General features: G+C 46.6%; 20 protein-coding genes. 5 read left to right on the plus strand and 15 right to left on the minus strand.

All coding sequences use genetic code 11. The features are described from left to right. Positions 1-3: 3 nt before the first annotated feature. Complete coding sequence (locus tag SCB77_RS05050; protein WP_320185344.1) at positions 4-3,042, plus strand: SbcC/MukB-like Walker B domain-containing protein; 3,039 nt, start codon at positions 4-6, stop codon at positions 3,040-3,042. A 30-nt stretch (positions 3,043-3,072) separates the two neighbouring features. Then, the gene (locus tag SCB77_RS05055; protein ID WP_320185345.1) at positions 3,073-3,786 is read left to right on the plus strand and encodes a 2-C-methyl-D-erythritol 4-phosphate cytidylyltransferase; all 714 of its coding nucleotides are present in this window, start codon (positions 3,073-3,075) and stop codon (positions 3,784-3,786) included. Here the strand turns inward: SCB77_RS05055 and SCB77_RS05060 are convergent. The 9 genes from SCB77_RS05060 to SCB77_RS05100 all read right to left on the minus strand — a co-directional run bounded on the left by SCB77_RS05060 (position 3,767) and on the right by SCB77_RS05100 (position 10,457). Continuing rightward, entirely contained in the window at positions 3,767-3,919 is a 153-nt protein-coding gene (locus SCB77_RS05060; RefSeq protein WP_320185346.1) for a lmo0937 family membrane protein, read from the minus strand. The two genes, SCB77_RS05055 and SCB77_RS05060, sit on opposite strands and share 20 nt — an antisense overlap. Before the next feature lie 100 nt (positions 3,920-4,019). Further along, positions 4,020-4,784: an MBL fold metallo-hydrolase gene (locus SCB77_RS05065; protein WP_320185347.1), complete on the minus strand. Its 765-nt coding sequence runs from the start codon at positions 4,782-4,784 to the stop codon at positions 4,020-4,022. Next, the gene (locus tag SCB77_RS05070; protein ID WP_320185348.1) at positions 4,781-5,053 is read right to left on the minus strand and encodes a hypothetical protein; all 273 of its coding nucleotides are present in this window, start codon (positions 5,051-5,053) and stop codon (positions 4,781-4,783) included. Before SCB77_RS05070 ends, SCB77_RS05065 begins: the two co-directional genes overlap by 4 nt. Before the next feature lie 59 nt (positions 5,054-5,112). Next, positions 5,113-6,108, minus strand: coding sequence for a glycosyltransferase (locus SCB77_RS05075; protein ID WP_320185349.1), 996 nt, complete (start codon positions 6,106-6,108; stop codon positions 5,113-5,115). Position 6,109: 1 nt separating this feature from the next. Continuing rightward, positions 6,110-7,057: a glycosyltransferase family 2 protein gene (locus tag SCB77_RS05080; RefSeq protein ID WP_320185350.1), complete on the minus strand. Its 948-nt coding sequence runs from the start codon at positions 7,055-7,057 to the stop codon at positions 6,110-6,112. 56 nt (positions 7,058-7,113) lie between these two features. Further along, positions 7,114-7,740 carry a DUF4199 domain-containing protein gene (locus tag SCB77_RS05085; RefSeq protein WP_320185351.1) on the minus strand — a complete coding sequence of 209 codons (627 nt, stop codon included), beginning with the start codon at positions 7,738-7,740 and terminating at the stop codon, positions 7,114-7,116. A gap of 3 nt (positions 7,741-7,743) precedes the next feature. After that, positions 7,744-8,412, minus strand: a complete 669-nt coding sequence (locus SCB77_RS05090; protein ID WP_320185352.1) for a hypothetical protein — start codon at positions 8,410-8,412, stop codon at positions 7,744-7,746. 3 nt (positions 8,413-8,415) lie between these two features. Continuing rightward, complete coding sequence (locus SCB77_RS05095) at positions 8,416-9,684, minus strand: dihydroorotase (RefSeq protein WP_320185353.1); 1,269 nt, start codon at positions 9,682-9,684, stop codon at positions 8,416-8,418. 203 nt (positions 9,685-9,887) lie between these two features. Continuing rightward, a complete protein-coding gene (locus SCB77_RS05100; protein ID WP_320185354.1) occupies positions 9,888-10,457 on the minus strand; it encodes a UbiX family flavin prenyltransferase in 570 nt (189 codons plus the stop codon). A 420-nt stretch (positions 10,458-10,877) separates the two neighbouring features. Between SCB77_RS05100 and SCB77_RS05105 the strand changes: the two genes are divergently transcribed. Further along, a complete protein-coding gene (locus SCB77_RS05105) occupies positions 10,878-11,531 on the plus strand; it encodes an ankyrin repeat domain-containing protein (RefSeq protein ID WP_320185355.1) in 654 nt (217 codons plus the stop codon). Here the strand turns inward: SCB77_RS05105 and SCB77_RS05110 are convergent. After that, the gene (locus SCB77_RS05110; RefSeq protein WP_320185356.1) at positions 11,524-12,801 is read right to left on the minus strand and encodes a DUF2851 family protein; all 1,278 of its coding nucleotides are present in this window, start codon (positions 12,799-12,801) and stop codon (positions 11,524-11,526) included. The genes SCB77_RS05105 and SCB77_RS05110 overlap by 8 nt on opposite strands. A gap of 83 nt (positions 12,802-12,884) precedes the next feature. Here SCB77_RS05110 and SCB77_RS05115 point away from each other — a divergent pair, with 83 nt between their 5' ends. Further along, positions 12,885-13,760: a PPK2 family polyphosphate kinase gene (locus SCB77_RS05115; RefSeq protein WP_320185357.1), complete on the plus strand. Its 876-nt coding sequence runs from the start codon at positions 12,885-12,887 to the stop codon at positions 13,758-13,760. On the opposite strand, the gene SCB77_RS05120 is transcribed toward SCB77_RS05115, so the two are convergent. From SCB77_RS05120 to SCB77_RS05140, 5 genes are all read right to left on the minus strand, one after another. After that, entirely contained in the window at positions 13,761-14,549 is a 789-nt protein-coding gene (locus SCB77_RS05120; protein ID WP_320185358.1) for an SDR family oxidoreductase, read from the minus strand. A 10-nt stretch (positions 14,550-14,559) separates the two neighbouring features. Next, the gene (locus tag SCB77_RS05125) at positions 14,560-16,434 is read right to left on the minus strand and encodes an Nramp family divalent metal transporter (protein ID WP_320185359.1); all 1,875 of its coding nucleotides are present in this window, start codon (positions 16,432-16,434) and stop codon (positions 14,560-14,562) included. 115 nt (positions 16,435-16,549) lie between these two features. Further along, the gene (locus tag SCB77_RS05130; protein WP_320185360.1) at positions 16,550-18,421 is read right to left on the minus strand and encodes a RagB/SusD family nutrient uptake outer membrane protein; all 1,872 of its coding nucleotides are present in this window, start codon (positions 18,419-18,421) and stop codon (positions 16,550-16,552) included. Between the two features lie 12 nt (positions 18,422-18,433). Beyond that, the gene (locus SCB77_RS05135; protein ID WP_320185361.1) at positions 18,434-21,664 is read right to left on the minus strand and encodes a SusC/RagA family TonB-linked outer membrane protein; all 3,231 of its coding nucleotides are present in this window, start codon (positions 21,662-21,664) and stop codon (positions 18,434-18,436) included. A 478-nt stretch (positions 21,665-22,142) separates the two neighbouring features. Further along, positions 22,143-22,523 (minus strand): hypothetical protein, encoded by a 381-nt coding sequence (locus tag SCB77_RS05140; RefSeq protein ID WP_320185362.1) that lies wholly within the window; start codon positions 22,521-22,523, stop codon positions 22,143-22,145. A 137-nt stretch (positions 22,524-22,660) separates the two neighbouring features. Between SCB77_RS05140 and SCB77_RS05145 the strand changes: the two genes are divergently transcribed. Next, complete coding sequence (locus SCB77_RS05145; protein WP_320185363.1) at positions 22,661-23,041, plus strand: hypothetical protein; 381 nt, start codon at positions 22,661-22,663, stop codon at positions 23,039-23,041. The last annotated feature ends 3 nt before the right edge of the window (positions 23,042-23,044 follow it).

A 23,044-nucleotide genomic window follows, 5' to 3' on the forward strand; every position in this document is an offset into this window, starting at 1 on the left:
AGCGTGCTACCATTATATCTCAGTATCGAAGGACTATATTCCTACCAGAAAAAACAAGAAATCGATTTTACTAAATTGACGGAAGCCGGGCTTTTCGGCATCTTTGGAAAGGTGGGTTCCGGAAAATCTTCCATCATTGAAGCCATCAGCTTTGCGTTGTATGGCGAAACCGAACGCTTGAACAAGCAGGAGAAACGTACCTACAATATGCTAAACCTCCAGTCGGACAATGCCTGCATTGTGTTCGAATTCTACAATTTCGAACAGCGTAAATTCCGTTTTGTGGCGCAGTGGAAGCGCCGGAAGCGATTCGAAGAAACAACTCCGCTGGAGCGTTACGCCTATGAGTGGAAAGACGATCAGTGGTTGCCCCTTACCTCAGCAGACGGAGCCGATATCACGCGGCTTACCTACCCTAACTTCCGTCGGACGATCATCATCCCCCAAGGTCAGTTTAAGGAATTTCTGGAGCTACGCGGCAAAGATCGTTCGGACATGATTAAAGAGATCTTCAACCTGAACCGCTTTGATCTAGGCCCCAAAGTGTCTCATTTACAACGGCAGAACAATAGCAAAATCGAGTTACTTAAAGGTGCCCTATCTGGGTTTGAATCTGTTAGCACGGAAATCCTACAGACCAAAAAGGAGGAACTGGCAAAGGCGCAGGTAGACCTCCACACGTTAAAGGAAGAAACGGCAAATCTAGAAACCGAGCTTTCGCGCATGGCCGAAAGCAAACGCCTACGCGCAGAACTCCATAACAAGCAGCAGGAAGTGACGTCCTACCGAGATGAACAGCCCAAAATACTACAGCAGGAACAGGAGCTGAATACTTTCGAAAGTACCCAGCAAGCTTTTAAAGAGGTGCTTCAGCACACGCAAATGCTCAATAAAGAGAAAGAGCAAGTAACCTTAAAGATCCAGCAACTCACAACAAGGAAGGAAGAAACACTTTCCCGATTGGAAGAGCAGGAAAGCCATTGGAAAAAAATCGAAATAGATTATCAACAGATCGAAAAATTCCGCCGCGAGTGCGAAGATCTGAAGTTACTTATCTACATCGTTCAGCAGCAAGAACAAAAAAAGACGGTGAGCAAGCGTATAGAAGATGGCAAGCCTCATCTCATCAAAGTTCAGGAAAATGAACGTATCTTACTTGAAAGTATCCGCGAAAACGAGGAAAAGCTGGATACCTTGAAACACAAAAAAGTAGATACGGCCATCCTCCTTGCCTTAGAAGGCTGGTACCAGACCCAAGACACCCTATTGGGAAAAATAGCCGATATCAAGCAGCAAGTAGCGGTTTTGGAAGCCGATATAGCGGTGGAAGCTGGACGATTCACGTCCAAAAATCTGGGTATTGACACTTGGGAAGAGCAGCTACGTCAACTTGAAGTGCAATACCAAAGGCAGCTACTTGATCTTCAGAAGGAAGAGACGCAACTGCAAGTACAGGCAAAACTAAGCGAATTTGCCGACAACTTGAGCGATGGTCAGCCCTGCCCACTTTGTGGCTCGCTTGAGCACCCCATGCACCTCGAGAGTAGCGACGTTTCCCACTGGGAAAACGAACTGCGTCTGAAAAAAGGAGATGTCAACCATAATCTCTTGGTCTTGAAAGAAAACTTCCAGGAATTTACCCATGCCGGTATCCTATTTAAGGAAAAGAAAGCGCAGGTGCAGCAACTCACAACGTCGCTCGCGCTGCTCCAATCGCACTATGCGGATCATCTTTTGACGTTCTGCTGGGACGATTTCTCGGCAAACGACAAAGAGCCATTTCTTTCTTACAAAAGCAAGAACCAAACCGCGGAAACAGCCATTAAAAATGCCGAAGCTGCATTAAAAGATCGTCGACAAGAGCTATCCGCAGCGCAAATCAAGGTAGAAAAGTACAAAGCGACCTTGTCCGGTCTAGAACAAGAGCTCGTGGTTATCGATAGTCTTGTACAACAGACCGAAAGGCAGTTGCAGGTATTAAAACCCCATGAAATTGCCCAACAAAAAGAATCTACATTGCTGAGCCGAAAACAGCAAACGGAAAATCGCATCACGTATTTGGAAGATAGCTACAAGTCCTTGACAGAAACAATCCAACGATTGAAAACCGAATTTGCGGCAATCAACGGCGAGCGTACGGCTGCCAAAGAGCAATTTCATCACCTTTACCAACAACTGGGCACCAAGCAGGCTGAAATATCGGCTCTGCTGAAAGAATTCGGCTATAGTGATATCATCCAAGTGCAGCAAATACTACAAAAACAACTGAATGTTCCGCAGATCCGAAGCGTTATACAGGATTTCAACGTGAATTTTCAAGTAGCTCTCCAGCAGTTGGCCGAACTAACGGCCAAGATAGCAAACGATGACTACCAAGAAAATCTGTACCAAGAGAAAATCGAACTATTTCGATTGAAGAAAGAGGAACTGGAACTCCATATTCGCATTGTCGGCGCGCTCGAACGGGAATGTTCGCACCTATTGGTCGAATTTGAAAAGAAAGAAAGACTGCTGGAAGAATATGAACAAATATCTTCGCGAAAAAGTAATCTAACGATGCTAGAGAACCTATTTCGAGGTGCTGGCTTCGTTAACTATGTATCCAGCATTCACCTCCAACGGCTCTGCGAGATCGCCAACTTACGCTTCCATAGATTGACGCGCAACAATCTAAGCTTGACGATTAACGAAAGCAATGAATTTGAAGTTATCGATTACCTAAACAATGGCTTCCGACGCTCGGTCAAAACACTTTCTGGCGGACAGAGCTTCCAAGCATCCCTATGTTTGGCCCTAGCCCTCGCAGAAAGCATACAAACACTCAACAAAGCGGATAAAAATTTCTTTTTTATTGACGAAGGCTTCGGTACACAAGATGCAGAGAGCATGAACACCGTGTTTGAAACATTGCAATATCTGCATCGCGAAAACCGTATCGTGGGCATCATATCCCATGTGGAAGAGTTGAAAGAACGTATTCCGCGTGCAGTCAACGTGGTAAACGACCACGACAAAGGAAGTCAAATCAACTATTTAAATTGATCAGGCCCATCAAGGCCTAACGGATAAGTTATGCTAAAAAAATATGTGATTATAGTGGCTGGCGGTCGAGGCACCCGAATGAATGCCGAGCTGCCCAAACAGTTTCTGTTAATCGATCAGCGACCGGTACTCATGCACACTATGGAATGCTTTCGCAAAGGTAGTGACATGCCAGATATTGTATTGGTTTTACATCCAGATATGCACCCCTACTGGACTGATCTATGCAGGCAATATAATTTTCAGATTCCGCACCATGTTGTTTACGGGGGTGAAAGCCGTTTTCAAAGTGTACGAAATGGCTTAGGGTATATTTTCGAAAAAGAAAAAGTCGCATTAGAAAGTACGCTGATAGCGATACATGATGCTGCACGACCTGTCATCAGCCAAGAGCTAGTCGACCGTTGCTTTGCGGAAACTGTGCGGTATGGCGCAACAACTGCTGCTATACAGAGTACCAATTCCATTCGTTTGGGCAGCATCGAGGAAAGCACCGCCACCGATCGGCAACAGGTATGGATGGTGCAAACCCCACAAACTTTCCGAGCCGACATCTTACAAAAGGCCTTCGCCCAACCCGAAATGGGTTCCTTCACGGATGATGCTTCCGTGGTAGAAAAAATGGGCTATCCCGTCCGTCTTATTATCGGTGATCAGCGAAATATAAAAATCACCTTTCCCGAAGACATTGCGATAGCCCATTTGTACTTAAAAACCTTGGATACTAAGCCGCGCCTCGAATAACGCGTAATAGAATCGCTATAATGGCAATAACCAACAAAACGTGGATAATACCACCTGACGCATATCCGCCGAAAAAACTAACAGCCCAAATTATTACTAAAATAACGGCTACTAAATAAAGAATATTTCCCATAACTTTTACTATTAAATTAATAAACTCACTTCTTATTTTCTATTATAAGAACAAGCTTTCTTCAGGAAAAGTTTTGGATAATTTTACGAATTAATTAGACTTAGACCACAAGGGACAATCCGTCGAAGGCAACGTGCACGCCATCAGGCAAATGTTCCTCGATGTCTGCATGTTTGCCAAAGCGATGGCTAATGTGTGTAAGGTAGGTCGTTTCAGCACCTATTTCCTTCGTGAAAGCTAGCGCTTCCTCACGTGTAAAATGGGATATATGCGGCTCTTCTTGTAGCGCATTTACCACGAGCACCTTTACGCCTTTCAACAAGGATCTAGAATATTCCGAAACGGTTTTAGCATCGGTGATATAGGCAAAATCGCCCAAACGAAACCCTAGAACCGGCATTTTGTAATGCATCACTTCGATGGGCATAATGCGTTGCCCTTCGATATAGAATGGCTCCCCAGCCACAATGGGCTGTAACTCCAATCGGGGTACTCCCGGGTACTTTACTTCCCCAAAAGCATAGTAAAACTCCCGCTTCAAAGCCTCATGGGTAATAGTTGTTGCATATATGGGAATAGATTGCTGTTGTTGGTAGTTAAAGGCGCGTACATCGTCCATTCCGGCGATATGGTCTTTGTGCGAATGGGTAATCAGCACCGCGTCAAGATGGCGAATATCCTGCCGCAGCATCTGATAGCGAAAATCAGGCCCCGTATCAATCACTAGTTTTAAGCCTTCAATTTCGATAAAAATAGCTGTACGTAAGCGCTTGTCGCGACGGTCTGTCGATTGGCAAACTGCACATTGGCAAGCAATAACGGGCACGCCCTGCGATGTTCCTGTACCTAAAAAAGTAACCCTCACAATGCGGCCTCGACTTTCTTGATCGTTCGGTAAAACTCCTTCTTCTTATCGTCAAGCACCGTGGCGTCCACCTCCATTTCCCGCAGCAACTGCATCAAGGATTGTATCCTAACTTCTAGATTGGAAAACTTATTGACCATAATTACCTTCGTATGCTGAAGCACACAAGCTCCAGTACGAAAGGAGCCCTTTTCATAACGCACCCTGTAGCCAAAATCGGCAAACAGCTCCTCCAGCTTCCCTAAATTATGTTGTGTAAATGCAATCACGCTTCTCTATTTTTAGCCAAAATAACAAACTTTAAACGATTTCCCGACTGTATAGCGCCTTATTTTTTCAACAGTACATTTTTGACGTAGCTTCCCAGAAAGCCCGTCCCATAAGCAATCAGCTGCGTATAAGCGGCCACGACACTCAAAACACCAACAACCATGCTTTTTGTTTTAAAACAGGCGTGTACCAACAGCAAGACTGTATACAGGCTGAGCATCGCGTTGCCCATGAAGGTCAATAGGTAGACAAATGACCAAGCCCCATCGAATAGGCATAGCGATAGGTTCAACAGCAGCAAAACCAATAAGCCCAAGGTAAATACAGAAGGCAGCGCATGCACCGGCTTCAGCTCTTGTGGAAAAAGGCGATAAATATCGATCCGTCCCTTACCAAAAAAATTGGTCTGCTTAAAAAACTGCTTGAAGGTTGCTCTTCGCTTATGGTAAACAAAAGCTTCAGGAATTAAGCCTACGCTAAATCCGGATGCTAGCATCCGGATGCTGAATTCGATATCTTCCGATCGGCGCGCCAATTTAAAACCTTTTGTTTTGTCGTAAACCGCTCTTGAAAGCCCCATATTAAAGCTGCGGGGATGAAAAACACCGACATGCTTCTTATTTCCGCGAATGCCGCCCGTAGTGAACGGACTGGTCATGGAATAGCTTATTGCTTTCTGTATAGGCGTGAATGAAGGATGTGCCGCATCCGGCCCGCCAAACGCATCCCACCGATCTCTCGCCAAGCCGTCCATCACCATTTGAAAATATGCAGGAGGAACGATAATATCCGAATCGAAGACGATAAAATAATCGCCTTTGGCACGTTCAAAGCCATAGTTACGGGCGAAGCCCTGTCCCTCATTTTCCTTTGAATAGTAGTAAACCTCCAAACGATCCTGATAGCGCTCCACGATTTCCCGAGCCGGCAGCGACGAGCCATCTTCCACAACGATCACTTCAAAATTCCTATACTCCTGCAGGGTCAAGGAATACAAAAGCTCATCAATCTCCTGCGGCCGGTTGTACAGCGGTATGATAACGGAAAAAAACATGCTAGATAACTTCCTCGATATGGTATTTGTTTCTGTCGGTAGAGTTTCGAGATACCAATTCGGCAATAAACCCCGTCAGGAACAGCTGCGTACCAATTAAGATTGCCACCAAAGAAAGATAAAACAAAGGTTGGTCAGTCACATTTCGGTATGCCGTGCCGTTAGCGATGCTCATCAGCTTATCAAAGATCAGGTATATCGTGATGAAAAAACCAATCAGAAAACTGATAACGCCTATCGCGCCAAAAAAGTGCATGGGCCGCTTTCCAAATTTGCCGACGAAAAAGATGGACAACAGATCCAGAAAACCTTTAACGAATCGTCCAGCACCAAATTTCGTCGAGCCATACTTCCTCGGATAGTGCTGCACAACCTGCTCTTGTATTTTGGTAAATCCGGCCCACTTGGCCAATACCGGTATATAGCGGTGCATTTCTCCATATACTTCAATACTCTTCACCACCTCTTTCCGATAGGCTTTCAGCCCGCAATTAAAGTCATGGAGATTGTGGATACCCGACATGCTACGCGTGGCCGCATTGAATAGCTTTGTAGGTATAGTCTTGGTTAAGGGATCATAGCGCTTCGCCTTCCAGCCCGATACCAAATCAGCTCCATTTTTTATGCGGCTATACAATTCTGGGATCTCGTCCGGGCTATCTTGCAAATCGGCGTCCATCGTAATCACCACGTCACCTTCTGCCGCGTTGAAGCCAACATTCAGCGCTGCAGACTTCCCGTAGTTACGGCGAAACTTGATGGCAACGATTTCCGGATGCTGGGTCTTCAGCCCTTGAATAACTTTCCACGAGGTATCACTACTTCCATCGTCCACCAAGATAATCTCGTAGCGGAACTGGTTTTCCAACATCACCCGACGAATCCATTCTGTCAATTCAGGCAGCGATTCTTCTTCGTTATATAACGGAATAACAACTGATATATCCATATTAAATAAAAAAGAGGGTACACCGCAGCATACCCTACCCTAATTTTTTTGTCTAATTAATTATTGTCTTGCCAAGGATGTGCGGCATCGCCTGGGTTATTGACCTGCAGGAAAGCAGGACGCTCGCGCTTCAATATCGCAGCAAGTACCAAGGCAAACACGAAATACATGATCAAGCTAACGCCTAAACCTTTCAAAACCAAACCAATAGAAAACGTACGCAGATCATCACGCTTTTTCTCTAGATCAGCGACCTGTTTATCAATCAAGTCGTCGTCCAAGCCAGCACTTTCCATGGTCTCTATCGTCATATTGATCGATTTATCGAAAATAACCTGCTGCGGCTCCGGATTGACCACATTAAATAAGGTAGATCCTACACTCGAAATAATAACGCCTATCGCTAACATCGTGAAGATACCTTTTAGGGCTTGGCTAAAAGTCCAAAAACCACCGGCTGATTTGCGCAGCATCACGGAAAAATAAGCCGCTAGGGCAATCATCAATACCATGCCTACCCCACCGGTAATCAAAGAAGCTACTTTGAAGTTTGCCGCGTTAAGCAACGCATACAACGATACGATGCTAATAACCAGTGATAATATACCTAAGTAAACGCCCAGCTTTATCCCATCTTTCTTAACCGATTCCGCCGAGAAATCATCGTTGATAGTTTGTGTCATAATTTATTGATTAAAATGTATAATAACTTGATAGATAGCAACGTCTAAAGAAGGATTCTCTGCAGCGGCCTTAAATTCTTCCAGCTGCGCAGCAGATGGCGAAGGCTCGTTAAAAAATCCGACCATGCCATAAAACAGCTCTTTCAATTCCTCCTGTGGATCCAACAAGGAGGCCACTTTCGCAATCTCTTCGTAAGAACTTTCTACCAAAATCTGGTTTGCAATAAGTTTTTCATAGATCGCATACTCGTCCTGAAACTCATCCTCTTCAACCAAAAGAAACTCTTTCAAATAGTCTTCCAATGAAGGTTCGATCTCATCATCAGCACACTCCCTAAGATATAAAAAAATATTGAGCAGTTCTGTACCGCGGTCAATGGTGTCTTCCTCAATGGCTTCCCACTCTTCGGAGTCTAGGTAGTCCTCCTCAAGCTTTTGCACATCTTCGGCAAAGAAATTGACCATCAATAGATCAAAATACACCTCGCGAAGCTCTTCAAAACGTTGGTGGTCATCAAAAGCTTCATCCAGCGCATCTACCTTCTCCATAAAAGAAGCTTCTTGATTGAACGCTTGCGTCAGCGCCTGAGCCAGCGCTGTGCTGTCGATGTTTTCTCCCTGAGCGTAGGCACTTAAACCTGCGTCAAATGCTTTTTTTACTTTTGCATCCATAGCTTATTTGTTTTCGACCAATAGGCCATTATTAATAATTGCTTTCACCTTGCCCCGCAGTTCCGCGCACAAAAGCGGGCTATTCGACGATTTGGACCTGTTGCTTTGGGCATCAAACGTCCATTGTTCGTCCACCGAGAAAAGAACAAGATTGGCGGCGCTGCCGGAAGTTAATGCTGGAACCGGCTGTCCTACGATTTCACGAGGAGCAATCGCCAATTTCTGCACAATAGCTTCCGCATCTAGCCCTGCTCTAACCAATAGTGGAAGAGTTGTTTGAAGCCCGATGATTCCGTCCTTCGCAATTTGGAATTCGACATTTTTAAATTCCACTTCATGCGGTGTATGTTGGGATACTACGGCGTCTATCGTACCATCGCTTAATCCTTGCAACAGCGCATCGATATCCTTCTTGGTGCGTAGCGGCGGATTTACCTTGTAGTTGCTATCAAAGCCCTGCACCTCTTCATCACTGAATACTAGGTTATGTGCCGCAACATCGCAGGTCACGCGAATACCTTTCTTCTTCGCATTCTTGATAAGCTCTACAGACTCTGCTGTAGAAATACAGGTAAAGTGTATTGGAGCATCGTTATACTCGGCTAGAAAAAGATCGCGAGACACCATCAACGATTCGGCCAAGTTGGGTTTCCCTTTCATGCCCAAATATGTGCTCACCTCCCCTTCGTTCATCTGGTTTCCACCCGCAACCGAATCATCTTCCGCAAAGGAAATAATTAGTGCATCAATGCCTTTGCTATACAATAGTGCGCGAGACATCAGCCCGGCCTGCTGCACGGCGTGGTTACCATCCGAAAAGGCGATAGCTCCAACAGTTTGCATATCATATATCTCCGCCAGTTCTTTTCCTTCCCGCTTCTTGCTGATCGCGCCTATCGGGTGCACATCCACTGCGCTACCTTTCGCCGCATTCACCACCAATGCCACTTCCGAACGACTGTGCAACGGTGGATTCGTATTGGGGTATACCGCAACAGCGGTATACCCGCCTGCCGCAGCAGCACGCGTACCTGTTACGATATCTTCTTTGGTCTCCAAACCGGGCTCGCCAAAATTCGCATGTAAATCAAAAAAACCCGCCGAAACAACACATCCACTTCCATCGATCACAACGGCTTTCTGATCGTTTAGCTCCACTTTCGAGGATACCTTACTAACCAAGCCCTTTTCTATCAGAATATCGACGACTTCGCCATCGAGCGGATGATGGGGGGACACAAGTTTCGCGGAAGAGATTAAAATAGTGTTCATGGGTATTATCTATACAAATTTAATATCAAAAATGGAATGGGTAAGAAGGTCGACTCCAGCAGCGACTGGTGTAACAAGGGCTGTCTTTTTTCTGACGAAAAACCAATGAAATATGGCGTATATACATCCAAATCTGCGGGTTGCTTCATTGAAAAACAAATGTACGAAATATATCGTTACACACCTGCCAAAAATACATGTTTTTATTGGCTCTCGCCCCACGAATAGCTGTCGACATCGATATCGCATAAAGCAAGAACCCGGTCTATCACGGTCGCAGCTAGTTCCTCGAAGGTATTGGGCAAACTGTAGAAAGAAGGGCTCGCCGGACAGATGATACCACCTGTCTGCGTTACCAAAGCCATATTTTGCAGATGTATGCTACTCAAGGGTGTTTCCCGTGTAATCAACAGCAACTTTCGCCTTTCTTTTAGCACCACATCTGCGGCACGGGTAGTCAAGTCAGACGATGTGCCATGCGCTATACGGGAAAGCGTCCCCATTGAACAAGGGCAAACGATCATTGTTCCAAAGCCCGCAGACCCCGAAGCGAAGGGAGCCATAAAATCGCCTTTGCTGTAGAATTTAAATGGATATTTCAAATAATCTTCATTACCCAATTCAAACTTCCATACATCTTTTGCGTTATCCGACATCACAACGGCCACCTCTTGAACCTGGTTTTCCAGTAGGCATAGCTTATCCAACAAAACTTTCGCGTAAATAGAACCACTGGCTCCCGTAACAGCAACGACGATTTTTTTTCTTTGCATATCTTTCAATAGAAAACAAAGCTAATAAAAAAGGGTCGAATAAGACTATTCGACCCTACATCTACCTATGAAAAACATGCCCTTGGGGAGGGCATTACAAAAGTAACGCTAAGTTTAAAATTAGCCAACTACTCGTAAAGTTTTTTTAATTAATGTAGAACATTCACTACAGCCATTAACAAGAATATCATAAAACAAAAGATCTATTAAAATTTCTATGACGAAAAACCAAAATTTATACTATTTCTTCAAGACAATAGAAATGGTAGTTGCTTGACTATGTAACAATTACTTCGCTAAGCCTTGGTATATCGAACGAATAACAAGCCAAAAAGCCTGTTGAAAACGTGAAATGTTACCCACATAATGTTTGATTTTCGTATTTTTTTATTTAATTCGTATGCGTCAAACAACAAAGGGATGAGTTTATACAAGCTAGAAGAATACATAGAGACGGGCAATCATCATGATTTGGAAATATTGCTCCGTTCACAACCGGAGTTACTCAGGGAAAAAACAAGCCACGATATTTCACCTTTGCTCTTGGCCTGCTACTACCACAAAGATCAGGTGATACGAACAATCCTAAACCACCTAACCACCATCACTATCCATGAAGCCTGCGCTATTGGCTTGGCTCCTCAGGTGGAAATGATGATTAAACAAAAGCCAGACGTGATTGACGAACTTTCTTCCCACGGATTCACCCCCTTGGGCATGGCCACCCACTTCGGACAGGAAGACGTCGTGCGCATTCTACTGGCAAAACGTGCCGATCCCAACATCTGTTCTCAAAATGGTTATCACGTGTATCCCTTGCATACCGCTTTGACGGGTCAATATGATCAAATCAGTAAGATGTTGGTGGAAGCAGGCGCTGAAGTTAACGTGATGCAAAATGCACGCATCAGCCCGCTGCATATCGCTGCGCAGCAAGGAAGCATCGAAATGATCATCGTGTTGCTGGAAAATGGAGCCGATATCAGCCTGAAAACGGATATGGGTGCCACAGCGGCGGATTTAGCATTCGAAAAAGGATACCGCGAAATTGCAGAGATCTTACGCGTCAACTAGATTTTAAAATAGCGTGCCCCACCATACAGGATAGGCATCGCTTTCTGTCGCAATAGTTTCTTTTGAGATGCAATAGTGCCTGCGAGTCGACAGCCGAGCGGGCTACACAACCGCGAGCACTGTAAGCGCGCACAATCGCGTTATTCTCTACCTTTGTAGTCGCCAGCCACTCCAATGCTCGATCCTGCAACGCAGCCAAGCCCATCATTTTTGCGTAGGCAAATGTAATCGGAACAAAAGCATTGATCAGCAAATGGTTTATAAAATCTTTCGATAAGCTCAGCTCGTGCCCCACAGTCTTTTGGTCAAATCGATAGTGGCACCTCCAATAATTAGAGGAGGTGGGCGCCGCGAAGATGGCTAACAGTTCATCCACGCTTCTACAGGTTAACATCCGCTCGAACAGGTAGGGGTTGGAAGCATAGACAGCTGCGAGTTGCGCAAGTCTAAAGGTGGGAAAATTTGCCGGCCGCATCCGCATAAATTTCCAGGCAAATCCAGTCAATTCCTCCAATCCGTGCAGGCTGCGCAGATACGAAAATTCAGTCCGCAGATACAAAGCATAGTCATCTTCCGTATTCGCCAGTAAACCTGCCTGCCCAAACAAGAGCGCTTCGATCTTTAACGGCTCCTTGCGGTACTTTCTAATCAGACTAAGGTTGACCACACGCCCCAGCTGCATAAAAGCTTCCGCATTGACCTTCATGCCGAAACTACGGCACAGCTGCCTAAAAAGCACGCACTCCCAATCTCCTTTGGTCTCTTCATAGCTTGCAGAGATACGCGCATATTGTACCTCTAGGCGTTCCACGGCCATGCGATCCAGCATCTGGCGCTGAACGATAGCAGAAACCGAGGCCAAATGTCGCTCGCAGGGTATCCAATGCAAATTATGCATCACCTCCCGATAACGCAGGATAACATCCACTCCCAACAACTTGCCCAATAATAAACAAGGCACGCAGCTACCGTCTTCTCGGTATATTGGTTCACCATTTTCATACACCACATGCAAGATCACATTGTTGTAGGCGGCATCACGATGATGGCCGTGCTTTACCCAATCTGCTCCATCCACATGGATTTCCACATGTCCTGTCCAAAGGGTTTCCCCTATGGAAATCCGTGCATACAGAAAATCGGGACCCGCATCTCGATTAAGTTCGCCGACAAATTGAATTTTGATTTCCTCGTCATCTGTGCTATAAAGTTCTAATTGGTTAAAAAGCCTAAATTGCCAGATGAAATGTAGTAGTTCTTCTGCAATCATAGGTTAAATATACAAAGCTAAAACTCAGCATACAAAAAAAATTATTAACACGTTTTTTATTATATTTATGAAAAGCAAACACGATGAGCAACTACGAACAACGGTTTAAAGCCTCAAAAAGCTTTAAACAGGAAAAATACCCTACCGATATCTCCGCCGAGATAAACCCCGAATGGGCCAAAGAGGAGCTAAAGAAAATACGCAAAAAATTAGCGAAGATCCAAGACATGATGTATGCACATAACCGCTACAATGTGCTCATCTGTTTCCAAGGTATGGATACGGCCGGCAAAGATAGTCTTATCCGCGAGCTCTTTAAAGAGTTTAACGCGCGCGGTGTAGAGGTAAATAGCTTCAAAACACCCACCTCCTTAGAACTGCAGCACGATTTTTTGTGGCGACACTACATCAAGCTTCCAGCAAAGGGAAAGTTTGGCGTCTTCAACCGAACACATTACGAAAATGTACTGGTCACCCGTGTGCATCCCGAGTATCTACTGCATGAAAACCTACCCGGAATTGAGGAGGTCAAAGATATTCCGAAAACATTTTGGAAAGATCGCTTTACACAAATCAATAACTTCGAAAAATTGCTGACCGAAGGCAAAATGATTGTCCTCAAGTTTTACTTGCACCTCAGCAAGGAAGAACAGAAAACTAGGCTGTTGCGCCGGTTAGACAAAGGCGAGCACAATTGGAAATTCTCCCCCGCCGATTTGGCCGAAAGAAAGCTATGGGATCGTTATATGGATTGCTATGAGGAAGCCATTCAGCAAACGAGCAAGCCACATGCCCCTTGGCATATTATTCCGGCAGACAATAAAGATGTGGCGCGCTACCTAGTCGCGAAAATCCTACTGGAAAAACTCTCCAAATACAAGGATATTGACTACCCCGAGCTGGACGAATCCATACAGGAACAACTCAAACACTATCGCAAAGAGTTGGAAAAAGACTAGCTACAAAAAAGCGGTGCTTGATCCGCCATCCAGAGGAATGGCTGTCCCCGTTAGGAAAGAAGCTTGTTCGGAAGCCAAGAAAGCAACCAAACTGCCGTATTCTTCCGGTCGCCCCAATCTACGCATCGGGATGGAAGAGATACGTGCTTTTTTTACATCCGCAAAAGACAGATCCTGCCGCTCCGCCTGTAGCTTCATCAGTGCATTAAGCCGATCGGTATCGAAAAAACCCGTCAATACGGAGTTCACCGTGATATTGTGCTTGGCCACTTCCGTGGCCAACGATTTGCTCCAGCTAGCCAGCGCTGTCCGCATCGTGTTCGATAAAATAAGGCTGTCGCTAGGTTTTTTCACGGTCATCGAAGAAACATTGATCACCCGTCCAAACTTTTGATCCTGCATGTAGGGTATGGCTAGCGAAGTGGTAAACACGGCATTTTGAAACAACAGCTCGAACGCTCCTTGGTAATCTTGCTCTTCTTTAGAAAAAAGATTACCCGCCGAAGGGCCATGGGTATTATTAACCAAGATATCGACATTGTCATTCGCAAAAAAATGACTCATCTTCTCTTTATGGGTATCGTAATCGTTAAAATCTGTCAGCAGGTAGCTGTGGTGTTGGTTATCGGTTGCATCCAACTCCTTGAGCACCGCTCTTAGCTTATCTTCATTTCTAGCCATCAAAACCACCTCCGCGCCGCAAGCGGCCAAGGCCATGGCAATAGCTTTTCCAATGCCGGAACTGCTTCCGCCCACCAATGCTCTTTTTCCTTTTAATGATATATGCATAATATGCTATTTATTGTGCAATCAATACGGGTATCTTGACTGCGTGCCTTAATTTGTTCACTGTTTCACCAAAAATAATATCTTTCAAACCGGTATGCCCGTGGCTACCAACGATCAGCAGATCTGCTCCGTGCTGTTCGCAGCATTCCTTGATCGCTTTTATCCGATTGTTGTACCGCAACGCATAGTCTACCTCATAGTTGCGCTCGCGCAACAGTGCCGCATACTGCTTTAAACGCTCCATATCTTCCCTAGCCTCCAAGTCGTCACTTAGGCCGCCGGTATACTTTACACTAGCACTCTCCACCACGTGAATCAACAACAGCTTACAGCTACTGGGGCTATATTGCAGCACTTGGCTAATCACCTTCTCGTCGGATTTGGAAAAATCCAAGGCCAAAAGAATCGTGCGGAACGATGATGCCGCTCGAAATTCCATCTCTTCAAAAGAAGCGTGCACATCCAAGCGCGTCGGTTTACGCTTCATCACCCACGGGTACACAATAGTCATCAATAACAGCAGCAATAGTCCCAATGCGCCAACAACAATCAACGCCTGCAGGAAAATATTGTCCACATCTTGTAACCATCCGCGCACTTCCTCAAAAACCAACTGAAAGTTGAGCACAGCAATAACAGCAGCAATCAGCCAACTGAAAAAACGAAGATAGGGCCCAATAACAAACTCTCCCATCTTCTCCCTATCGCTCACAAAATGAATCAATGGAATCACCGCAAAAGCAAGCTGCATACTTAAGAGCACCTGCGAGAAAATAAGCATCTGCCCCACCTCTTTGTCACCAAAGAGCACAATCACCACGACCGCGGGCACAATAGCCAGCAAGCGTGTTAGCAAGCGGCGCAGCAGCGGGCTAATACGCAGACGAAGGTAGCCTTCCATCACGATCTGCCCCGCCAAGGTTCCGGTAATCGTCGAACTCTGCCCAGCCAAAATCAGGGCTACCGCAAATAATTTGGGCGCCCAGTCGGTGCCCAGCGTTGTGCCCAGCAGCCGGTAGGCATCCTGAAGCTCGGCGACATCGTGCATGCCGTTTTTATGAAAAACCGATGCTGCCAAAATCAAGATAGCCGCATTAACGAAAAAAGCGATATTAAGCGCAATGGCGCTATCAAAAAAATTGTACTTTATAGCCCGACGTATGGCAACAGGTGTTTTCTCGATTTTGCGGGTCTGCACCAAGGCAGAGTGCAGGTAGAGGTTGTGCGGCATCACGGTGGCCCCTATAATACCGATGGCAATATACAGCGCCGCATTGTTGGGCAACGATGGAACAAACCCTTGCATCACCTCGCCCAGCTGCGGCTGGGCAAAAAACATCTCCACCAAAAAGCACATACCAATCAAGGCGATAAGGCCCACGATAAAAAGCTCCAGCTTGCGCATGCCCAAGCGTTGCAAATACAGCAACAGGAAGGTATCCACAAAGCTGATCAAGACGCCCCACAATATATCGATACCAAAAAGCAGGTTTAAGCCTATGGCCATACCCAGCACCTCCGCCAAGTCACAGGCCGCTATGGCAAGCTCGGCAAGTACATACAGCACAAAGTTCATGCGCTTGGGGTATATCTCCCGGTTGCACTGCGCCAAATCCTTACCGCGCACAATACCCAATCGGGCACACAGGCTTTGCAAAAGTAGCGCCATCAGGTTACTCATCAACAACACCCATAGCAGCGCATAGCCAAACTGGCTTCCACCAGCCAAATCTGTCGCCCAATTTCCCGGATCCATATAGCCGACACTGATCAGATAGGCCGGACCAAAAAAACTTAGTAAACGCTTTAGTTTTGATTTCCCCTGATGCACCGATACACTTTCGTGTACGTCGTCCAACGATTTGTGTTGATGAGCATCTTTCATGTGGTGTAATTTAGTGAATCTTCAAGAAAATACAACCATAATCCACCCGTATTCAACAAATTTTAATATAGCGTTTATATTTACGAAAAGAAGGAGGCTTCCGCCTCCTTCTTTTTTAATAGCCTGGATTTTGCACCAGCTTAGTATTTCTGTTTATCTCATCGCGGTGGAAGGATGTAAAATACATCTTGTCATTCCAAGCGCGATTTTCAATACCGGGATCTATCGTTCCTACGGTGTAGGTATAGGTATAATTTTCCGGATTATACTGGTAGCGGTTCACCACCTTTCCGGCCTTCAACCTACCTTCGATACGGATAATGCTAGCCTTTCGTCCTAAGGTCTGTGCAGCAATCATCCAGCGGCGCGTATCAAAGTAACGATGCTCTTCGTAGGCCAACTCTACACGGCGCTCATTGCGGTACCGTGTGCGCAGGGCTTCTCCAGCATCGGTCACTGCCGGCATTCCCGCACGAAAACGAATTCTGTTGAGCCAAAGTAAAGCTTCTGCTTCCTCCCCCAGTTCAATACAGGCTTCCACATAGTTTAAAACTGCCTCCGTGTAGCGCAACAATGGCCATGGGATCCGTTGCCTCGTATTCTGGTCAATGATCGCCGGATCGGCATCCACAAATTTGCGGTAGTAGTAGCCCGTGTACGAACCGTTCCAATCTTCAATGGGACTATTGCGGGTATCCAGCCCATACTGCACCACTTTTGCCCCCGCGTTATTCATCACTTCATATTGACCGGTCTGAATTTGGTTAAACGGATCCCGCGCCTTCACATCGTCGGTGCGCGGCTTCCAGTCGGCCCCATCATACAGGATCGTGGCATACAGCCGCGGATCGCGATTTTGATAGGGTGCCGCCTTGTGTGTCGCGTTATTCCAGTCAAAGCGCGTTCCATCGATCATTTCATAGTCGTCCACCAAAAGCTGTGTCGGCGTGTTGCCCGCCCAGTTATGGTAGCCGTTAGGCCCATTGTCGCGGCCTACCCAACCGCCGCGCTCATCCTTCAGGTCGTTGAAAAACCGCCCCAATATCAGATCGCTCTTGCCTGCGGCATCGCCCAGCTTGCTTCCTCCACCCATCGCAATCGCATTATAGTTGGCTTCTCCTTCTTCGGCTGTGGCTTTTTCGGTCAGGTCCAGCTTGTAGGCATATTCCGTATGGTCTAACACAGCCTTGGAAGCCTGCTTCGCCAGGTTCCATCGTTCGGCTCTACTGCCTGTGCTGTAGCCAATGAATGCGGCATCGGCATAGCCGTTTATCAAGGTAGATTTTGACTTTGCCGTTGCGTTGTCATGCAGGTCGCTGGCCGCATAGGTCAATACGCGTGCTTTGAGCGCCAGCGCCGCCACCTCGTTTACCCGGCCGTCTACCCGTGCCACCCCATCCAGTAGCAGCGCTGCCGAATCGCAGTCGTTCACGATAAAATCCACACACTCGGCATAGGTATTCCGCGGTAGCGAATGATCCGTATCTTCCAGATTAAAGGTAAAATCGATCAGCGGAACCGCACCATAGGTACGCAAAAGTTGCTGATAGAAATAAGCCCGCAAAAAATAGGCTTCGCCCAAAAGCTGGTTGGCACGTGCCGCATTATCAAACTGCGGTTCACGCAGGTTGCGGATCGCAATATTGCTGGCGCGTATCCGAATGTACATCTGCTCGTAGCTATAGGTATCCATTAATCGGCCTTGGTCGGCATCGTTTGCTCGCCCTTCGGTTACCGTGTTAATTCCCCGTCCGGGGTGTGTAAACAGGGCTTCATCCGTCAGTGATGCCATCTGCTCTTCATAAAAGCCGCCCACACCGAAGCCATTGTATATCTCAAAAACAAAGGCTTCCGCCAATGCGGCATTTTGCCACACAATCTCATTGGGCACTTCTTCCAGCGGTTGCGTGCTCACAAAATCATCGTTGCATGCTGTCGCCAATACCAGCGCCAGTCCAGCGCATATCATATATCTTAACTTGTTCATGTATTCCATCGTTTAAAATGATACCATCACCCCACCATTGATCAATCGCGCTTGCGGATAATATTGTCCAAGCTGATTGGTCGACTCGGGATCGTACACCTTCAATTTGCTCCAAGTAATTAGGTTCAACCCGCTTAAAAACACACGCAGGTTGCTGATCTTTATTTTCTCCAACACCGACGAAGGAAGGTTATAGCCCAGCTCCACATTCTTCAAGCGGATGTAATCGGTGCTGCGCAACCAGTAGGTATTGTTATTGGAGTAATATTGGTCGCTACGATCCGTGATGCGCGGATGTTCGCTGCTCGGATTATCCACCGTCCAACGGTTTTCATAGAAATCTAGCAAATAGTTACCGATGGCCCCCGATTCATCCGTGCCCACGCGCAGCTCTCCGCCCGTTGCTCCCTGAAACAGGATACTCAGATCGAAATTCTTGTAAGTCACCCTCAGGTTAATCCCGCCCTGAAAGGTGGGGTCAGTATTTTTATCACGGCGCACACGGTCGTTGGGCGTTATCTTGCCATCCCCGTCATAATCCACATACTTCATATCGCCGGGGCGCAGGTTGCTCGTAATATCGCCATAGTCGAGGCTGTTGGCATCGATCTCCGCTTGATCGCGAAAAACGCCATCATAGATATAGTATAGACCGGCATTGATGGCACGCCCTGTGCTCTGTTGCCATAGCGGTGCGCCCGGTGCTTCGTCCCAAAAGATAATCTTGTTTTTCGCATAGCCCCCGTTCACGGATACGCGGTAGCCCACTTCACCGATCTTATCCTGCCAGCCCACGTTAAATTCCCAACCCGAGTTATCTACCTTACCGATGTTTTCCGCCGGAAGTGTCATACCGCTACTGTGTGGTATGGAAGCATTACGCTGCCACAGGATACTTTCCCGACTATTGCGGAACACGTCAAACTCGGCATTCATTTTTCCGCCAAATAGCTGTAGGTCTATCCCCAAGTTGTAGTTATTGGCCACCTCCCAGGTGATGAAGCGATTCGGAACCCTACTTTCAAACAAGGATTTCACTACATCGCCGCCAATGATGTAACTCCCGAAGGCATAGGTCGAAAAATATTGGTATTCCTGCAGTTCGTCGTCGTAAAAAATATTGTCGTTACCCATCTGCCCGTAGGATGCCCGCAGCTTGAAGTAGTTTACCACCGGAATATTGTCTTTCCAAAACTTCTCCTCCGACACCAAATAGCCCAACATCACACCGGGAAAAAATCCATAGCGCGTGTTCTCCGGAAACATATACGAACCGTCATAACGCCACAGAAACTCCCCTATGTATTTTCGCTTATAGTTGTAGCCCACCCGTCCGAAGTAGTTCAAACGTGCACGTTCCCAGGCACCACCATTATTATCCTTCTCGGCATCGCCACCGGCAAAAAGGTAATCAATGTCGGTTGATAGGAAATATCGCCTAAAGGCGCTTAAGTAGTCGTTGCGAATGGTTTCGCGATTGACACCGGCGAGCAAGCTCAAGCTGTGGTCGCCAATGGTTTTGTCGTAGCTGAGCACCGCCCCCAAAAGCATATTGAGCTGGTCTTCGTCCTCGTGGGTCAAGCGCGGCTCTGCAGGCCCCCGGATGCCGCGCACCAATTGCGGCGTCACGCCATCATCCTCATAGGCTCCCTGCCAAGTGTACAGATACCAAGGAATCTCCCAATTTTTGGTTTTCTTAATATACTTATCCACCGACGCATTGAGCGATAGCTTCAGGCCTTCCACCCAAGGGTTCGTGATGTCTACCTGTCCGTTGGTTTGCAGGTAGTAGCGTTTGTCGCGGTTGTACCCCGTTTGATCGGTCGTTATCACGACTGGATTTTCACCATACTCAATATCTGGCCCCGGCATCCCATTGGGCCAAAAGGCAGGCATAGTCGGGTTTCCGCGCATCAGCATCCGAAAGATCGTCCCGGCGGTCTTCGTCGGGAAGTTACGATCCTCTTGCCTACCCAGCACGCCAAACTGTGTTTTGATGTAGGGACTGATATTGGCATCCAAGTTTATCCGGAAATCGTACTGCTGGTAACCGGTTGCAGAATTTTTGTAATAACCGTCTTGATTTTGGTATCCCATGGACAAGAGGTAGCGCATATCTTCTGTCCCGCCATCAATCTGTACATTATGCCGTTGCTGTGGCGACCAATTTTTCAACGTAGCCTTGTACCAGTCGGTATTAGGATGTCCCCAAGGATCGCTACCATCCGCGAAGAGTGTTTTATCTTCTGGCGTAAAGGGTGCCTCCAGCGTGGTTCCGTTGGGGCGCAGGTAGTTTCCATTGGTATTGAATCCGTTCAGGGCCGTAGACCACTCTGCCACCGGCAGTTTAAATATCTCCAGCTCGTTGCGCATCTCGGCATATTGGTTGGCGTCGGCCAGCTTAGGGATAACCGTAGGTTGCGAATAACCTTGATTAAAGGTGTACGACAATTTAGGCTTTCCGGTTTTACCACGTTTGGTGGTCACCAAAATAACCCCATTGGCGGCTCGAGCACCATAAATGGCGGCCGAGGCATCCTTCAGCACAGAAATATTTTCGATGTCGCCCGGGTTTAGGCGTTCAAAGCCTCCCTGCCGCGCTGGTATCCCATCGATCACAATCAGTGGGCCGCTATCGCCCAGCGTGTTGGATCCCCGAATTCGGATAGCCGATCCGTCGTAGCCAGGCTCTGCGCTGCCATTCGTGGCTATCACCCCTGGCACGCGTCCCGCAATAGCATTGGAAACATTCAGTGCGGGCGACTTTTGCAGCTCCTCGCCTTTCACCGCCACAACCGATCCCGTAACGGTCTCCCGCTTTTGGGTGCCATATCCTACCACGACCACCTCGTCAATATTGGCATTGGAGGTCAGTAGCAGCACATCGATAGATGCCCGGCCATTCACCTGTTCCGTTACCGGATCCATCCCTACCATATTGAAGTGCAGTTGCCCATTGGCGGGCACCTCGGGCAGTTCATAGTATCCCTTGGCGTCGGTGGTGGTGGCTAGGCTGGCGCCCACCACCGTCACGGTAACGCCCGGCACTCCTTCGCCGTTTTCTTGGTTTCGTACCACGCCCTTTACCGTAATTTTTTCCTGCTGTAGCTGTGCAGACAGGAGCTGGTGGTCTCCTGAAGCATACACGCTTTCACTGCGCAGGGAACCAAAACAAGTCAAGATGGACGTCCCTACATAGAGAAAACGCCGAAAATCTTTCTTGTAGCTTTGTGTTGTTCGCATAAGTATGAGTTTATGATGATTAGAAAAATGCAAAGAAATACACCGCTGTTCAGCGATGTAGCCACAGCCACATCGTATCATGTGGGTTTAAATCGGCGGGTCAGGACATGGCACGGCCATGCACAAGGCTGTACATACCTTGCGATCAAAGAAAGCATCATCCCAAAAGAAAAGACAATAACCCTCCGAAGCTCCGTTGGCCTGGTGCAGCCAGGGTCACGAAATTCGCGGATGAGCACTTTTTTCTAAATGCCGAATTAAAAAGTCAATCGACCGCGGTAGATTAGAGCAGCCGAGGTGATTTTTCGAACTTCAGAAAAACAGGAAATAAGCAAATGTAAGTAGTCATAAGAATAGTAGTTTACAGTTGATTAAAAGTAGTTTATAGTCGTTACATAAAAATAGGAATTAAAAACAAAAGGAGCGAAATTTTTCAACCTCACTCCTTTTAGAATACTGATAATCAGAAAATTTAATTTTATTTCGGATATCCTTCCTCGTCCAAATCGTCCCGATAGTCCTCCATATCCTCGGCCAGCTTTTTGTCGTAGGCACTCACTTTCAAGCCATCTTCACCCACAATATGCATATTTGAATTTTCTAGATTTTCGCCCTTAAGTTCGTCTTTATCGGCATACTCGTCCCCTACAAAGGGATTGGCCTCATCATAGCTCGAGTCGTCATCTTCGGCGCCTTCACTCAGTGTCGGATAGTCTGCCGGATGCTCATAATCGGGATCTTCATTATCCACATCATATACGTAGGATGACTTTTCTGAGTCATAGCTGAGATCTTCCGACGGTCTCGCAGCACCTTCTTCTTCCTCTTCGGGCTTTCTATTATCTGGTTCTGGTATCATGTTTCCTCCTTTTTTTAAACCTGTAAACTATAGGGATAACAATCTTCAGCAGCACCTAGTTTTATAAAATGCAGATTACAGTTTTACATATCTCTTCTTTTTACTAACTTTAGGGTAGATTATAAACTTCTTTTATTATGCACACAAAAACAGAATACCTGATATGGGATAAGATTGTCCATAGTGCTAAGAACAGAATTGATGTAAACACTTACGGAGAAAAGGCAGCCAAAATAAGCCCAGAAATTTTAGACAAATTGCTTTTACACATCATCGTCGCTTTCGCGTCGGGAGAAGATCATTGCAGTATTTCGACCAACCTACACAACGAGTTGCAACATATCGGCATAGCAGTCAACGAAGAGGTGATCGACAATATTATCGCGGATAAGCATGTGCTCTTTAGCGCAGAGATATACGCAGCATACCTCACCTTCTCCATGTTGGAGGATGGACACACGGAACAAGAGGTGCTCGGCTACGTGGCCGACCTGCTCGATAGTCCTAAAGTTTATTAACGC

The sequence above is a fragment of the Sphingobacterium bambusae genome (assembly GCF_033955345.1).
GTDB lineage: Bacteria > Bacteroidota > Bacteroidia > Sphingobacteriales > Sphingobacteriaceae > Sphingobacterium > Sphingobacterium bambusae.

Excerpts from the sequence above, each read along its gene's own strand:
- SCB77_RS05105 (WP_320185355.1), top strand. The coding sequence starts at position 10,878 with ATGAGTTTATACAAGCTAGAAGAATACATAGAGACGGGCAATCATCAT.
- SCB77_RS05145 (WP_320185363.1), top strand. The coding sequence starts at position 22,661 with ATGCACACAAAAACAGAATACCTGATATGGGATAAGATTGTCCATAGT.
- SCB77_RS05095 (WP_320185353.1), bottom strand. The coding sequence starts at position 9,684 with ATGAACACTATTTTAATCTCTTCCGCGAAACTTGTGTCCCCCCATCAT.
- SCB77_RS05075 (WP_320185349.1), bottom strand. The coding sequence starts at position 6,108 with ATGTTTTTTTCCGTTATCATACCGCTGTACAACCGGCCGCAGGAGATT.
- SCB77_RS05085 (WP_320185351.1), bottom strand. The coding sequence starts at position 7,740 with ATGACACAAACTATCAACGATGATTTCTCGGCGGAATCGGTTAAGAAA.
- SCB77_RS05100 (WP_320185354.1), bottom strand. The coding sequence starts at position 10,457 with ATGCAAAGAAAAAAAATCGTCGTTGCTGTTACGGGAGCCAGTGGTTCT.
- SCB77_RS05060 (WP_320185346.1), bottom strand. The coding sequence starts at position 3,919 with ATGGGAAATATTCTTTATTTAGTAGCCGTTATTTTAGTAATAATTTGG.
- SCB77_RS05140 (WP_320185362.1), bottom strand. The coding sequence starts at position 22,523 with ATGATACCAGAACCAGATAATAGAAAGCCCGAAGAGGAAGAAGAAGGT.
- SCB77_RS05055 (WP_320185345.1), top strand. The coding sequence starts at position 3,073 with ATGCTAAAAAAATATGTGATTATAGTGGCTGGCGGTCGAGGCACCCGA.
- SCB77_RS05090 (WP_320185352.1), bottom strand. The coding sequence starts at position 8,412 with ATGGATGCAAAAGTAAAAAAAGCATTTGACGCAGGTTTAAGTGCCTAC.
- SCB77_RS05130 (WP_320185360.1), bottom strand. The coding sequence starts at position 18,421 with ATGAACAAGTTAAGATATATGATATGCGCTGGACTGGCGCTGGTATTG.
- SCB77_RS05120 (WP_320185358.1), bottom strand. The coding sequence starts at position 14,549 with ATGCATATATCATTAAAAGGAAAAAGAGCATTGGTGGGCGGAAGCAGT.
- SCB77_RS05110 (WP_320185356.1), bottom strand. The coding sequence starts at position 12,801 with ATGATTGCAGAAGAACTACTACATTTCATCTGGCAATTTAGGCTTTTT.
- SCB77_RS05125 (WP_320185359.1), bottom strand. The coding sequence starts at position 16,434 with ATGAAAGATGCTCATCAACACAAATCGTTGGACGACGTACACGAAAGT.
- SCB77_RS05115 (WP_320185357.1), top strand. The coding sequence starts at position 12,885 with ATGAGCAACTACGAACAACGGTTTAAAGCCTCAAAAAGCTTTAAACAG.
- SCB77_RS05080 (WP_320185350.1), bottom strand. The coding sequence starts at position 7,057 with ATGGATATATCAGTTGTTATTCCGTTATATAACGAAGAAGAATCGCTG.
- SCB77_RS05135 (WP_320185361.1), bottom strand. The coding sequence starts at position 21,664 with ATGCGAACAACACAAAGCTACAAGAAAGATTTTCGGCGTTTTCTCTAT.